This is a genomic window from Caballeronia mineralivorans PML1(12), assembly GCF_001028175.1.
Lineage (GTDB): Bacteria > Pseudomonadota > Gammaproteobacteria > Burkholderiales > Burkholderiaceae > Caballeronia > Caballeronia mineralivorans.
In genome coordinates, this window is the sequence record NZ_AEJF01000141.1 from 62,969 (window position 1) to 77,150 (window position 14,182).

General features: G+C 60.8%; 15 protein-coding genes. 5 read left to right on the forward strand and 10 right to left on the reverse strand.

From position 1 onward, the window contains the following. Entirely contained in the window at nucleotides 1–243 is a 243-nt protein-coding gene (locus EOS_RS23010) for an acetyl-CoA carboxylase (RefSeq protein WP_047849019.1), read from the reverse strand. A 30-nt stretch (nucleotides 244–273) separates the two neighbouring features. Beyond that, nucleotides 274–1,053, reverse strand: a complete 780-nt coding sequence (locus tag EOS_RS23015; protein WP_047849020.1) for a 5-oxoprolinase subunit PxpA — start codon at nucleotides 1,051–1,053, stop codon at nucleotides 274–276. A 235-nt stretch (nucleotides 1,054–1,288) separates the two neighbouring features. On the opposite strand from EOS_RS23015, the gene EOS_RS23020 reads away from it, so the two are divergent. Continuing rightward, on the forward strand, nucleotides 1,289–2,206 hold the full coding sequence (locus tag EOS_RS23020) for a LysR family transcriptional regulator (RefSeq protein ID WP_047849036.1): 918 nt from the start codon (nucleotides 1,289–1,291) through the stop codon (nucleotides 2,204–2,206). Between the two features lie 8 nt (nucleotides 2,207–2,214). On the opposite strand, the gene EOS_RS23025 is transcribed toward EOS_RS23020, so the two are convergent. The 4 genes from EOS_RS23025 to EOS_RS23040 are packed head-to-tail and all read right to left on the reverse strand — an operon-like array spanning nucleotide 2,215 to nucleotide 5,832. Next, nucleotides 2,215–3,024, reverse strand: coding sequence for an SDR family oxidoreductase (locus tag EOS_RS23025; protein WP_082163486.1), 810 nt, complete (start codon nucleotides 3,022–3,024; stop codon nucleotides 2,215–2,217). Nucleotides 3,025–3,049: 25 nt separating this feature from the next. Beyond that, the gene (locus tag EOS_RS23030; RefSeq protein ID WP_235442928.1) at nucleotides 3,050–3,850 is read right to left on the reverse strand and encodes an ATP-binding cassette domain-containing protein; all 801 of its coding nucleotides are present in this window, start codon (nucleotides 3,848–3,850) and stop codon (nucleotides 3,050–3,052) included. After that, a complete protein-coding gene (locus EOS_RS23035; RefSeq protein WP_047849022.1) occupies nucleotides 3,847–4,827 on the reverse strand; it encodes an ABC transporter permease in 981 nt (326 codons plus the stop codon). The genes EOS_RS23030 and EOS_RS23035 overlap by 4 nt, the downstream gene beginning before the upstream one ends. Nucleotides 4,828–4,836: 9 nt before the next feature. Beyond that, a complete protein-coding gene (locus tag EOS_RS23040) occupies nucleotides 4,837–5,832 on the reverse strand; it encodes a sugar ABC transporter substrate-binding protein (RefSeq protein WP_047849023.1) in 996 nt (331 codons plus the stop codon). Between the two features lie 183 nt (nucleotides 5,833–6,015). Between EOS_RS23040 and EOS_RS23045 the strand changes: the two genes are divergently transcribed. Further along, nucleotides 6,016–7,056: a LacI family DNA-binding transcriptional regulator gene (locus EOS_RS23045; RefSeq protein WP_047849024.1), complete on the forward strand. Its 1,041-nt coding sequence runs from the start codon at nucleotides 6,016–6,018 to the stop codon at nucleotides 7,054–7,056. Here EOS_RS23045 and EOS_RS23050 read toward each other — a convergent pair. From EOS_RS23050 to EOS_RS23065, 4 genes are read right to left on the reverse strand one after another with little or no spacing between them, the layout of a single operon-like run. Then, nucleotides 7,027–7,899 carry a sugar phosphate isomerase/epimerase family protein gene (locus EOS_RS23050; RefSeq protein ID WP_047849025.1) on the reverse strand — a complete coding sequence of 291 codons (873 nt, stop codon included), beginning with the start codon at nucleotides 7,897–7,899 and terminating at the stop codon, nucleotides 7,027–7,029. The two genes, EOS_RS23045 and EOS_RS23050, sit on opposite strands and share 30 nt — an antisense overlap. After that, nucleotides 7,896–9,149, reverse strand: a complete 1,254-nt coding sequence (locus EOS_RS23055; protein WP_047849026.1) for an NAD(P)/FAD-dependent oxidoreductase — start codon at nucleotides 9,147–9,149, stop codon at nucleotides 7,896–7,898. Before EOS_RS23055 ends, EOS_RS23050 begins: the two co-directional genes overlap by 4 nt. Further along, on the reverse strand, nucleotides 9,146–9,496 hold the full coding sequence (locus EOS_RS23060; RefSeq protein ID WP_047849027.1) for a non-heme iron oxygenase ferredoxin subunit: 351 nt from the start codon (nucleotides 9,494–9,496) through the stop codon (nucleotides 9,146–9,148). The genes EOS_RS23055 and EOS_RS23060 overlap by 4 nt, the downstream gene beginning before the upstream one ends. A gap of 26 nt (nucleotides 9,497–9,522) precedes the next feature. After that, nucleotides 9,523–10,596 (reverse strand): fatty acid desaturase, encoded by a 1,074-nt coding sequence (locus EOS_RS23065; protein WP_047849028.1) that lies wholly within the window; start codon nucleotides 10,594–10,596, stop codon nucleotides 9,523–9,525. Nucleotides 10,597–10,884: 288 nt separating this feature from the next. Between EOS_RS23065 and EOS_RS23070 the strand changes: the two genes are divergently transcribed. The 3 genes from EOS_RS23070 to EOS_RS23080 form a co-directional block, all read left to right on the forward strand. Beyond that, nucleotides 10,885–11,739 carry a phytanoyl-CoA dioxygenase family protein gene (locus EOS_RS23070; protein ID WP_047849029.1) on the forward strand — a complete coding sequence of 285 codons (855 nt, stop codon included), beginning with the start codon at nucleotides 10,885–10,887 and terminating at the stop codon, nucleotides 11,737–11,739. A gap of 248 nt (nucleotides 11,740–11,987) precedes the next feature. Next, nucleotides 11,988–13,748 (forward strand): L-arabinonate dehydratase, encoded by a 1,761-nt coding sequence (gene araD / locus EOS_RS23075; protein ID WP_047849030.1) that lies wholly within the window; start codon nucleotides 11,988–11,990, stop codon nucleotides 13,746–13,748. A gap of 21 nt (nucleotides 13,749–13,769) precedes the next feature. After that, nucleotides 13,770–14,182 (forward strand): RraA family protein (locus EOS_RS23080; RefSeq protein ID WP_047849031.1); only part of this gene is annotated, 413 nt, incomplete at its 3' end.

Genomic DNA, 14,182 nt, shown 5'->3' on the forward strand with positions numbered 1-14,182 from the left:
TTATTCCTCGACTCGCATCAGAATCTGGCCCGCGTCGACCGGGTCGCCGTCTTCGGCCAAGATCTCCGTCACGCGGCCGGTAGCAGTCGATTCGATTTCGCTGAACTGCTTCATGACCTCGACCAGCCCCACAGTCGCGCCTTCTTCAATCTCGACGCCGACCTCGACGAATGGTGCGGCATCGGGCGATGAACGCCGATAGAACGTTCCGGGTAAAGGGCTGACAATGTCGTGCTGGGCCATGCTCGTACTCCTGTCTCAGGCGAGTCGGAATTACTGGGGGAAAGCCGGTTGCGGCGCGGCTATGCGAATGTCATGGCGAATCAGCGTGTCGCGCGTTGCCTGGACGAGTTCGAGTGCACCGGGCGTGTCGCTATGGATGCAGACCGAATCGAAGTCGATGTTTATCTCACCCCCCTCAACCGTTGTCACGCGTCCTTCCACGCAGGCGCGCAAGACTTTTGCGGCGACCTGGGCTGCATCGAGCCGGCCGACGCGGCGAGTGAAAACGATCGATCCACTCGCGTCGTAGTCGCGATCTGCGTAGAACTCGCGGACCACGGGCTGGCCCATTTCGCGGGCAACCTGGTAGGTCACCGACGACTCCATGCAGTACAGCAGCAAGCTGGGATCGATTTTCTGCAGGGTTCCAATAAGACAGCGCGACAGCTCTTCGTCCCTTGCAGCAAGCATGTAGAGCGCGCCGTGTGGCTTCACATGCTGTACGCCGACGTTCGCCAGCCTTGCGAACTCGCGCAGTGCGCCTAGCTGGAACACGATGTCGTTGACAAGCGCCTGGGGCGACTCGGTGATCGTGCGACGGCCGAATCCAACCAGGTCGCGAAAGCCCGGATGAGCGCCGACGCCCACACCCGCTTCTTTCGCCGATTGAACGGTGCGCGCCATGATGTTCGGGTCTCCGGCATGGAAACCCGTGGCGATATTGGCTGAGCTGATCAGCGGCATGATCTCGGCGTCCACACCGTCGCCGATGGTCCATGGACCGAAACCTTCGCCCATGTCCGAATTCAGGTCGATGCTGCGTTTTTTCACGATGGGGCGTCTCCTGGTTCACCGGCCCGGGTGTGCACGACCGCGCGCCCGCAGTGCCGATTACATGAACCTTATGGCGCGGCAGCTCGCCAAAATAGTTCTATTTTCAGATGACCTCGTATCTGTTTTTTTGATGGGACGGTGCTCGCTCGTCCTATAGCCGCGCTCACTCGCCCCGGTAATTTTGCGCGAATAAGATATGGCGGCGTGCAATATCAATTTTTCGGCGGGCATCATGGCTTTGACTCTGCGGCAGCTCAAGTACTTCGTGGCGACGGCCGAACTCGGGCAAATATCGCAGGCTGCAATCCAGCTCACGATTTCCCAGTCGGCAGTGACAAACGCGATAAAGGAGCTCGAGGACAGCCTTGGCACCCAGCTTTTCGTGCGCATGGCGAGCGGCGTCGCCCTGACTCAAACCGGACGCAAATTCCTGAACCAGGCGTACACCATTCTTTCGTCCGTCGAAGAGGCCATGCGGATTCCGAATCTCGAGAGCACGTTGAGTGGCACACTCACGATCGCTGCGAGCTATACGGTGATCGGATATTTCTTGCCGCATCATCTCCAGCGGCTGAGCACGCTCTATCCGCTGCTCACCATCAACCTGCATGAGCTGAATCGCGAATCGATCGAAGAAGGCCTGATCACCGAGCGCTACGACATGGCCGTGCTGTTGACATCAAACGTGGCAAACCCCGAACTCGTATTGGAACCGGTGATTCACTCGGCGCGCCGGCTTTGGCTTTGTGCGCATCATCCCTTGCTCAAGCGTGAAAGCGTAACGCTCGCCGATGTCGCTCCAGAACCGTTCGTTATGCTGACCGTTGACGAAGCCGCCTATACCGCGCTGCGCTACTGGGCCGATACACCGCATAGGCCGAATGTGAAGCTGCGGACGTCGTCAGTGGAGGCCGTGCGCAGCATGGTGGCAAACGGCAGCGGCGTCGCCATCCTATCGGACATGGTCTACCGCCCGTGGTCGCTGGAAGGAAAACGGATCGAAACGGTTGTCCTGCGCGACCCGGTTCCGCCAATGAGCGTTGGCTTGGCGTGGCGCAAGAACCGCGAATTCAGCCCCGGGATGCACGCGGTACGGGAGTATTTCCGCCATACGTTTATGGAACCCCGTTCGGTCGCGAGCAATCTTTAGTCATTTTGCTAAAGCGCAGCCCCCGGATGCGGCGCGTCATCGAACGCACCCCATACCGACTGATCGTAATTCACCATCGATCCCGTCATCAGCCCTGACTCCCCGCTCGCCAGGAACGCCACCGCGCGCGCCGCTTCTTCTGGTTCGATCAGCCGCCCAAACGGTTGCGCAGCACCCGCCTGCGCCAGCCAATCATCACTCGCGCCGTGATATTCCCGCTGGATCCGGTCTTCGCCATCGGACGCCATCCAGCCGAGATTCAAACCATTCACCCGGATCCGGTTACGCAACAGCGCGTATGCCGTGTTCTGCGTCAACGTGGCCAGCGCACCCTTCGACGCGCAGTACGCCGCGATGAAGGGTTGCCCTGCCATCGCCGACATCGAACTGATGTTGACGATAGCTCCTTCAGTGCGCTCGCGCCGCATGATACGAATGGTCTCCTGCATCAGGAAAAACGGCGCGCGCACGTTGGTCGCGAAGATGCAATCGAAGAGGGCGGGGTCGGTATCGAGAATCGTGCCGCGATCGGTCATGGCCGCTGCATTGACCAGCACATCGATACGCCCGAAGCGCGCATCCGCCGCCGCGATCACCGCCCGGCAATCGTCGACTTGAGAGAGATCCGCCTGCACGTAACGCACGTCCGCGCCGCTGGCCTCGCTCAGTTCACGTGCCTTCGCTTCGCCCTTGTCTCGCGAACGCCCGCAAATAACCACGCCACTTGCGCCGCGCTCGACAAACAACGCCACAATCGCAGCGCCAAGTCCCTGAGTACCGCCGGTGACCACCGCCACCTTGCCATCGAACTGTCTCACGATTCATGTCTCCACTAGTAGTCGATCAAAGCATTTCCGTCACTTCCTCGATAGACGTCTCCGCTACCGGCCGGTCGAGCACGACCTCTCCACGCGCCATGGCGACAATCCGGTCGCACGAGTGAAACACGTGCTGCAGGTTGTGGCTGATGAACACGCCGGTGATGCCCTGCGCCGATAAGCCTCGCACAAACCCAATTACCTTGTCCGTTTCCTTGACAGACAAATGATTGGTCGGTTCATCGAGGATCAATAGCTTTGACTTGAAATGCATGGCGCGTGCAATCGCTACGCCCTGACGCTGGCCGCCGGATAGCTCACCCAGCAGCGCTTCGGCGGAACGTAGATGCAGGTCGACGTCGGCGATGGCCTTGACCGCTTCGGTGCGCATCCGCGCGTGGTTCATCGGTCCAATGCCGAACAGCGAAAACAACAACGGCTCACGCCCGATAAACACATTACGCGCAATCGATAGATTCGGCACCAGCGAGTTATGCTGATGAATCGTTTCGATACCGAGCTGCATCGCCGCTTTGGGCGAGGGGATACGCACAGGCCGGCCCTGAAACAGGATCTCGCCTTCATCCGGCCGATGCACGCCCGAGAGAATCTTGATGAGCGTCGACTTGCCCGCGCCGTTATCGCCGAGCAGGCCCACGACTTCGCCGCGTTTGAATTCCAGGCTCACACCTTTGAGCGCATGCACGCCGGAGTACCACTTGTGCAAGTTGCGCACGGCCATCAGCGCGGTCGATGTGCTTAGCGCGTCGGCGGTCATGCCGTCATCGGTGTACGAATGCAGCGCCGCAGAAGAGATCGTATTCATAGCTGTACCTTCAGATGTCGCGCCGTGCGGCGCATCCATGCGTTGGCGACCACAGCGAAAATGGTCAGGCTGCCGACCGCGAACTTGAACCAGTTGGCATCGACTTGTGTCAGCACGAGGCCGTTATCGATTACGCGAATCAGTAGCGCACCCACCACCGCGCCCAGTACGTTGCCTATCCCGCCAGACAGCGCGGTTCCCCCGATCACGGCAGCAGCGACCGCTTGTAGTTCGAGACCATCGCCTATTGATGGAAGCGCCGCGCCAAGCCGCAACACCTGGATCAGTCCAGCGAAACCGGCGAGCACCGCACATAGCACGAAGGAAAACAGCTTCACGCGCCGCGCCGGAACACCGCTCGATATGGACGCTTCAAGAAACCCGCCCGTTGCTTTCATCCAGTTACCGAGATTGGTCGCGGACAACAAGAATGCCGCCGCCGCCCCGATGCCGATAAACCAAAGAAACGACGCACGAAACAATCCCTCCGGCCCGATAAAGCTAACGAACAGTTCCGCTGGCATCCGTTCGATGGGCAGATTAGGAGGAAAGCCACCCGATAGCACGACAGTCAGCGACCTCACGATGAACAACATGCCGAGCGTCGTGATGAAACTCGGTATGTTGAACACCAGCGTGATGAATCCGTTGGCGAGTCCGACGCACGCGGCCACCACGAGCCCGATAAAAAACGCCGGCCAGAAGGGCACGCCGGCGTTCATGAGCAAGGTGATAGACATGGGTGTAAGAGCAAACACCGACCCCACCGACAGATCAAACTCGCCGCAGATCATCAGCAACGTCACGCCGATAGCAACAAGCCCCACTTCAGGCAACACGCCAAGCACGCCACGGATGTTTTCAGCGCTGAGAAATATCATCTGCGAGCGCACCTGGAACAAACCGATCAGCACCGCGAGCAACACGACGCCCGCCAGCTCCGGTTTCTGCAGATAGATCTTGAGCAGCTTTTTCATGCGAGTCTCCTAGCGCAAGCCTTGCTGCGAAAGCGCGATCACCGAGTCGGCCTGCGCGGGCATGACGAGGGAATTGCCGGTGTTGATATCCGTAGGCGCCAAGCCGAAGGACTTCGCGAGATAGACCTGCATCACGGGCATGAAACCCTGCGCGTACGGCTGCTGATCGACCTCGGCCTGGATGTAGCCGGCCTTCATCATCTGCAGGACTTGCGGCACGATGTCGAAGCCCGCAAGCAGCACCTTGCCCGGTGGCACGTTGCGATCCTTCAGCGTGCGGGCCACGGCTGCATGGAAGAAACCCATGTCGAAGTACGCCGTCGTATCGGGGTGCGCGGTGAGATACGCGCCGACGCGTTCGCCCGTGACCGAGAGATCCGTACCCGAGTCGATCCGGTCGACCACGACCGTGCGATTCGGATTGGCACGTTTCCATTCATCGAGGCCATCCATCACCCCTTTCGCGCGTTGCTCGGCCCAGTTCTGTCCCGGCGCGCTGACACCGATCAGCACGCGGATCGGCCCGTCCTTGGGAAACTGGCTGGTGAGTTGATGCGCGAGACTACGTCCTGCCGGGACAAAGTTCTGGCCGATGAACGCCTGCCGTTTTGCCGCGCCCGTCGCGCCGCCGCTTTGATCGACGTTATAGGCAATCACGATGATGTGCTTCGCGCGGGCGTCGTTGATCATCGACGTGAGCGCGTTGTCGTCTACGATAGTCGTCAAAATCGCATCGGGCTTGCGCGCGACCGCCGCCTGGAAGTTCGCGCTCTGCTGCTCGATCGAGCCATCGGTCTGGGTAAAGACCATCTGGCAATGCGCTTGTACGCGGCTGCAGCCATCGTCGAAACCTTTCTTCACGGCTTGCCAGAACGCGTTGGTCGCCGCGCCGTGCGTCAGCATCACTATATTAAGCGGCTCCGCGCTGCGGGCCGCGCTCGTGGCAAAGAGCGTTGAGGCTATGCATGCCGCCACCGCGAATTTTGAAGTGAGTCTCCGTGTCATCGTCTGTCTCCTGTTATGTCCCGCTCGCGGCTGCATCCGCGGTGCGAATGCAGGGCCGTCGTGCGGGGTGCTGCTGTCTCCGTTCTTTGCCGGAGATTTATAGAAGCTTCATGCGCCAGCTTGATAGGCGAGTGCGGTTAATGCGATCATCGTTTTGTTCGTACTCTCACACCGATAAGGCCCATGCCCGACCTGACCAACCGCCGTAAAACGAGCATGGCTGATATCGCCAAGGCCGCCGACGTCAGCGAGGCGACCGTCGATCGCGTGCTCAACGGTCGCGGCGGCGTCTCGCGCGAGAAAGAGCGGCGCGTGCTTGAATGGGCGCGCAAGCTGAAGATCGACCGGGCGCTGGACGCGGTATCGGTGCGCTGGTTGCGTATCGCGATCCTCTTGCAGCAGCCCATCGCGCCGTATTACATCTATCTCAAGCAGGGTTTCGAAATCGCTCAGAAGGCGTTCGAGGCGCAAAGGGTGATCTGTGCCGTGACTTATTTCGATAGCCTCGAACCGGCGCACGTTGTCGAGACCATCCGCCGCGTAACGCAGAAGGCGGATGCGTTGATCATCGTCGCGTATGAACATCCCGACATCACGGACGCGTTGCGTCACGTCAGCCGCGCGATGCCGGTCGTCACACTCGCCAGCGACCTGCCGGGGACAGGAAGGCTTGCCTATGTGGGAATCGATAATCGCGGCGCAGGACGGGTCGCAGGCGAGTTGATGGGTCGCTTTCTGGGCGATGCGGGAGGCAAGGTGCTCGTGATGACGGGCATGCATGATTTCCTCGGCCATGAAGAACGTGAAAGCGGTTTTCGCTCGGTGCTGCGACGGCGTTTCCCAAACTGCGACATCGTTGAAACAGTCGAGAGCCGGGAGCAATCGGCGGTCACCGAAAGCCTCACTCGCGACGCCTTCCGGCGCTATCCCGACCTGCGCGGCATCTATAACATTTCAGTCGGCGACGAAGGCGTCGGCGCTGCGCTGCAGGCGCTCGACCGCGTTCGTTCGACGGTGTTCGTCGGCCACGAACTCAACGACATTTCGCGGCGCCTGCTCATTGAAGGAACGCTCGATGCCGTGCTTGACCAGAACCCGATCGGCGAAGCAATGCGTTCCATCGAAATCATCTTGCGGCACTATCATCGCGATCCCGGCGTGGCCTTGCCGCAGCAGATTCCGGTCACAGTGTTGTTACGCGAGAACCTTCCGCTCAGCGACTGACGCTTCTTGCCGCATGAGCGAATTCCATAGTTGGCGGATCCAGTCGCACATCAGCAGCGATTCCGCCCAGCGGTCGGTCGTGTCGTTCCCATCGCGGCCGATGATCGCATAAGGCTTCGGTCCCAGCTCACACGTGAAGACCAAGGTATCGTCAACACCGGCACGCCGTTTCCACGATACAAAGCCGTAACGCCACCAATCGAGAAACAGGTCCACCCAGACCCGATGCGGCTCGAATGAAATCTCGATCTGCGCTTGTTCGCGGCTCGCCACGCGGCCGTGAAATGCCCACGAGTGATCGAGGACCTGATGCATGGCGGCGTGGTTTTCATCGGACACCGGCATGGCGAATTCGCGTCCGACCAGGTAGTGCGAGATATCGCCGAGCAGTTTCAGATCCGGCCGGGCATCGAGCAGATCGAGCGTGAAATGCAGATCGGTTGTCATGCGGTCCCGATGCGTTTCGATATACACCGGAAAATCCACTTGCTCCGCGAGCCTCGTCCAGCCGTCGATCAAGTCAAGCGCGTCACTTAACCGGCGCGGCCGTGCATCGGGCTGCAAGTCGATGTGATGAACACCGAACTCGGTGGCGTTTTCGAGAACCGGTTGCAGGTCGTCTACCGTGCGTGGGAAACATTGGCCTTCGGCGTTCAAGCCAAGCGGTTTTAGCAAACCGGTAAGCCGACGCACGTCATCGCGTGATGCATAAGAAGCGCTAATGCCGTTGAAGCCCGCCTGCGCGATCATCGCTATATTGTCTTCAAGCGAACGCTCATAACCATCGGTATGACGGCGCTCCATCGCCCATAGCGATTGATAGACTTCCAGGCGTTGCGTCATAGCGCCTCCACGGCAAGCAGCGGCTTAAGCTTGACGCTGCGGTCCGAGAGCAGCGAAGGTTCGATGCGCGCACGCCGCGCGATCAACTCTTGCGCTACCCGCACGTCGCGTGCAATCTCGCCTACCTGTCCAACACCGCTCGCGCCAACCAGCACGCCATCGCGATCTAGTGCAAAGAATATCCGCGACGCGGCGCTCGTCTCGCGCACCGCCGTCGTCACACCGAACGCGGGCATGCCGGCGATCTGTATGGTCATGTCGTATTGATCGGACCAGAACCACGGGACTTCGGAATACGTCTCGCCGCGGTCCAGCATGTTGCGCGCGACTATGCGTGCATGGTCCTCCGCGTTCTTCCAGCATTCGAGCCGCATGCGCCGCCGGAACAGCCGATGCGGGAACGAGCAGACATCGCCGGCTGCGAAGATATGCGGATCGTTGGTGCGCAGCGTGTCGTCCACGGCGATGCCGTCGGCCACGTCGATACCCGCCGCTTCCGCCAACTCCGTGCGCGGTTTCACGCCAATGCCGGCGATCACGCAATCGCACGCGATGCTCGTGCCATCGGAGAGTTTGACGCCGCTGACGCGTTTCATAGTCGATCCCATGATCCGATCGACCTGCACGGCGAAGCCCACTTCAACGCCCATCTGCCTGTGCCGTTCCACCAAGTACGCTGCGACTATCTCGGGCACGGCACGCATCAGCGCCCTGGCTGCCGCCTCGATCACGATCACCTCGCAGCCTCGTGCAATGGCGGCTGCCGCAATCTCCAGTCCGATAAAACCCGCGCCCACAATCGCAATCTTTCGGCCTGGCGATAACTCGTCGAGTACGTTCAAAGCGTCTGCCGCCGTGCGCAAAACATGCACGCCTTCCAAGGTCGCGCCCGGCACGGTTAACCGCCGCGGCTCAGCGCCCGTCGCAATCAACAAACGCTGATATCCGACGCTATGCCCATCCTTCAATACAACGGCCCGCGCTGCCCGGTCGATCTGCTGCACGTTTGCATCGATACGCAGATCGATGCGTTGCTCGCGATAAAACGCCTCGTCGTAAAGCGCGCATTGCGCGGTGGTTTTCTGCCCGAGCAGCACGGCCTTGGACAGAGGCGGCCGGTCATACGGCGCGACACCTTCGTTGCCAAGCAGGGTGATCGCGCCCTCCCAGCCGTTGTCGCGCAGCGCATGGGCGGCACGCGCGCCGCTTTGGCCGGCGCCGATGATCACCATCGCGGGACGGTTGCTCATGATGCTGCCTGCGCTTGTGCCGGTACGCCGAGCAGCACTTCGCCGCCTTCAACACGCACCGGATAGGTCTTCAAATGCACGCATACCGGGGGGCTCTTGGGCTTGCCGGTGGGAATGTCGAAGCGTCCCTGATGCAGCGGACATTCGATCTCGCGAGCAAGAACAAATCCATCGGCGAGATGCGCGCGTTCGTGCGTGCACCAGCCATCCGACGCAAAGAAACCCTCTGCGATCCGATACACCGCGTAACTCGCGCCCGCGTGGTCGAAGCGGATCACGTCTTCTTCGGCGATTTCGCCGGCAGCACAGGCGACAACCCATTCGATGCCATTCGTTTCAACGGCCACAGCAGCCTCCGTGTTTTTAAACTTGTTCAGATACCCGACTGGGTGGCGAATGAACCGTGCGGCCCGCTTTCAACCGGCACCTTGCGTTCGATCACATGACCCGGCTCGGAACGCTGTTTCCATAGCGCGGGCACCATCTCGCGATACGCCGCATAAAGTCCTGGATACGCGGGCGGAAGCTGATCCTTGATGACTTCGTGCAGACGCGGCAGCGCATGGAACGGCACCATCGGCAGGAGATGATGTTCGAGGTGGTAGTTCATGTTGAGATACAGGAAGCGGTAGACCGGATTGATGTACACCGTGCGCGTATTTAGCCTGTGGTCCTTCACGTTGACCGCCAGTCCGGCGTGCTGCGTCAGGCCAAGTAATTGATGCAGCCAGCCGCCATAGAAACGAGGTGTCCAGACGAACATCAGCGGCAAGAAACTACGGAGCGTGATCGCCAGCCCGATCGTGAAGATCACCATCAGCAGATAGATGCGGCAGGACCAGATCATCTTCGGTTTTTCGGTGGCGGGGAGGAACGCATCGGTAGCGGCATCCACGCGACCGAACGCATGCCGGACGATCTTGCCGATCTCAAGTGAACTACCCAGCAGTCCGAAGAAGTCGACGATGATCGGCAAGACCTGGGTCGGCCGCGCGACCTGGATTTCCGGATCACGCCCTTGAAAGTAAGTATGCGTGTGATGCCGCGCGTGGCTCCAGCGCCACCAGTAAGCTTCGCGGATCGTCATGAAGGAAGACAGGTGATAGAAGGCGTCGTTGAGCCAGCGGGTCTTGAACGGCGTGCCGTGGGCGAGCTCATGCCAGCGGGCGTCGCTAGACGAATAGATCGTGCCGTAGACGAAGAAGGCCGGCACCGCCCACCACGTGCCCCAGCTCAACGCCGCTACTACACCCGACGCGACCAGCAGCAACAGCCACGGCACGAAGTTGCGAAGGCCTTCGGCGTCGCTGCGTTTCATCAGTTCCTTCAGCACGGCGCGCGGGATCCGCGGCTGATACCACTGCTGGCCGATACGCTCGTCGAGGGTCGGGTCGGTGAGGCCGGGTTTGGCCGCATCGTTGCCGCTGGCGTCGGGAGTCGAGGACATAAGAGTTGTCTCCTGCTTAATGATGTTTGAGCGCTTCCCGTCAGTACGACGTGGCGGGTGGCCTTCTTGTTGAGACAACGATAGATGAGCGACGCCCCGCGCTCACTCAAAAAAATGATGGGTTTCCATCAAGCCGGGCTGCGGGCCGCATTGGCTATGGTTTGCTGAAATAGAAATTAAATTCCACCAATTTAACTCGTGAAATTTTCTTTGCATTGGCGCAAACGGTCTTCTATGCTTGTGAGCACTAGTGGCCGGAGTGCCGCGTGGATCGTCAAGGAGACAGCTGTGAACAGTGTGGAAGCCAATGCGGTGACGCCGGAGGGGGTAGTCGAGGCGCTATTGCGCGGGCCGGGCGCGGTGCGCATTCGCGGCTTGTTCAGCGCAGCGCAGGTTGCCGAGGCGCGTCGAGTAGTGATGGCGCATTCGCAGGACCGCGCGCAGACGGTCACGCATTTCCAGGGGCAGGCGGCCGAAGATCAGCGTCTGCATCTACAGCGGCGCGTGTGGAACCTGCTTGCCAAAGGCGATGTGTTTTCGGAGATGGCGGAGCATCCTGCCATCGTTGCGGCGATGCGGCTTTTTCTCGGTGAAGACTTCATCATGGGATCGATCGCCGCGAATCGCATCCTTCCGGACGGTCCCGGACAAGAGCCGCATATCGATTACCCGTACTGGGATTTTCATGCGCCGGGGACGTTCCCGGTCGGCATCAATGCGAGCTTTCCGCTCAACGCGCAAGTGACCATTCCGCTCGATCCGTTCACGCCACAAACCGGCGCGACGGCTTTTGTTCCGCACACGCAGCATGAATTGCGTTATCCCGGCGAGGGCGATGCCTTCTTCGAGCGCTGTGAGCGTATGGAAGCGGATCCCGGCGATGCGATTGTCTTCTTCGGCGCGACCTGGCATTGCGCGATGCCCAACCACAGCACGCAGGATCGCAGCGCGGTGCTGATCCAGTACCTGCCGAAATTCGTCAAGCCGATGGAAGACCTGCGCGCGATGGTCGGCGAGGCGTTCTTGAAAAACGCCAGCCCGACGATGCGGCAGTTGCTTGGCTTGAACTTCCCATATCCGCAGAATCTCGACGCGGTCGCCGTTGCGACGAACGCCGAGGGTAGACAGAACGCCATGCGCTGAATGTAAAACTAAAACGCGCCCGGCAGGACGCGATGCAAGCGACGCAAACGGCCGCGGCATTGCCCGCGCGACGGCGCCGTCGTCACCGATTAGCGGGCCTGACTCCTTGCGCAGTCATCGCGAGCAGGTCCGCACACCCACTCCCCCCATCATCCTCATTCGTGAAATCCCTTACGGACGGCTCCAAATGATAGCGTTACCATTCGCTCATTCAAGAGCGTCTGACATCGCTGCAAAGGAGAATAAGTTTGTCCTCGAACCCTAAGGCCCCTCGCAAGACCCCTGAGCAATTACGTAGTTATCGCTGGTACGGCGTGAACGACCTGCGCTCGTTCGGACACCGTTCACGCACGGCGCAAATGGGCTATCACCCGTCCGATTACATGGGCAAGCCGGTCATCGCCATCGTCAATACGTGGAGCGAGATCAATTCGTGCCACACGCACTTCAAGCAGCGCGTGGAAGAGGTCAAGCGCGGCGTCTGGCAGGCGGGCGGCTTTCCCGTCGAGATGCCCGTCATGACGCTCGCCGAGCCGTTCCAGAAACCCACCACCATGCTCTACCGGAACTTCCTCGCGATGGAAACCGAGGAACTGCTGAAGTCGTATCAGTTCGATGGCTGCGTGCTGATGGGCGGCTGCGACAAGACCACGCCCGGCCTGCTGATGGGCGCGATCAGCATGGACCTGCCGAGTATCTTTCTGCCGGCCGGGCCGATGCTGCGCGGCAACTGGAATGGCCGCACGCTCGGCAGCGGTTCGGACACGTGGAAATACTGGGCCGAACTGCGCGCCGGCAAGATCACGGAAGAGGAATGGAAGGGCATCGAAAGCGGCATTGCGCGCTCCCCGGGCCACTGCATGACCATGGGCACGGCCTCGACCATGACCACCGCCACCGAATCGCTTGGCCTGACGCTGCCCGGATTTTCATCGATACCCGCAGTGGATTCACGTCACGCGCAGTTCGCCTCGCTGACCGGCCAGCGGATTGTGGAGATGGTCTGGACCGACCAGAAACCGTCGGACATCCTGACCGCGAAATCCTTCGATAACGCCGTCACCACCGTGCTCTCCATGTCGGGTTCCACGAACGCCATCGTGCATCTGGTGGCGGTCGCGCGCCGCGCGGGTATCGACCTGACAACCGCGCGCTTCGATGAACTCGCGCGCATCACGCCCGTACTCGCCAACCTGCGCCCGGCCGGCAAATACCTGATGGAAGATTTCTTCTATGCGGGCGGTTTGCGCGCATTGCTTGTGGAGCTGGGCGAGTTGATCGACGGTACGCGGATGACGGTGAGCGGGTCGACGCTTGGCGAGAACATCGCGGGCGCGGAGATCTTCGACGCAGACGTCATCCGCAAGCGCGCCAACCCGCTGGTGGAGCGCGATGGTCTCGCAGTGCTGACCGGCAACCTTGCGCCCGATGGCGCGGTCATCAAGCCTGCTGCAATGGAACAGCATCTGCTGAAGGCGCGCGGCCCGGCCGTTGTATTCAAGGATTACGCCGATATGGCGGCGCGCATCGACAGCGAAGAACTTGACGTGACCGCGGAGTCCGTGATCGTGTTGCAACATGCGGGTCCGGTGGGTGCGCCCGGCATGCCCGAGTGGGGCCAGTTGCCGATCCCGCAGAAGCTGCTGAAACAAGGCGTACGCGACATGGTGCGGATCTCCGACGCCCGCATGAGCGGCACGAGTTACGGCGCGTGCGTGCTGCACGTGGCACCGGAATCGTTTGTTGGCGGGCCGCTTGCGCTGGTGAAGGACGGCGACGTGATCGAACTCGATGTACCCGGCCGACGCCTTCATCTCGATGTCAGCGATCAGGAGCTCGCAGCTCGCAGGGAAGCGTGGAAGCCGCCGAAGCGTCCGTTCGAACGCGGCTTTGGTGTGATGCATCAGCTTCATGTCACGCAGGCAAACAAGGGCTGCGATTTCGATTTCCTGGAAGAGCCGGTGGCGGCGTCGTCAAGTGTAAATCGCGACGAACCCGAGATTCACTAACCCTATTTAAAGCACAGCTCCATGAACCCATCCGATACCTCCGTCAGCAACGCCGCGCTGGAACTGTTGCGCCACGTCAGCACCGCTACGCTCACCACGCAGTTGTTCAAGCGTGGCCTGCGCAACGTGTTCCTCCAGGGCGTCGCGCCGCTCGTCAAACCCGCGCCGGGTGCACCGAACCTCGTTGGACCCGCATTCACGCTGCGCAATATTCCGGCGCGTGAAGACCTCGATCACGTGGGCGTGTTTCAGGACCCCGATCATCCGCAGCGCAAAGCGGTCGAAAGTGCGCCGCCGGGGAGCGTGCTGGTTCAGGATTGTCGAGGCGATCGCTCGGTGGCGTCGGTGGGATCGATTCTCGCGCTCCGGCTGGCGAAGCGCGGCGTGGCGGGCATGGTCTCCGACGGCGCCGTGCGCGACAGCGGCACGATCTC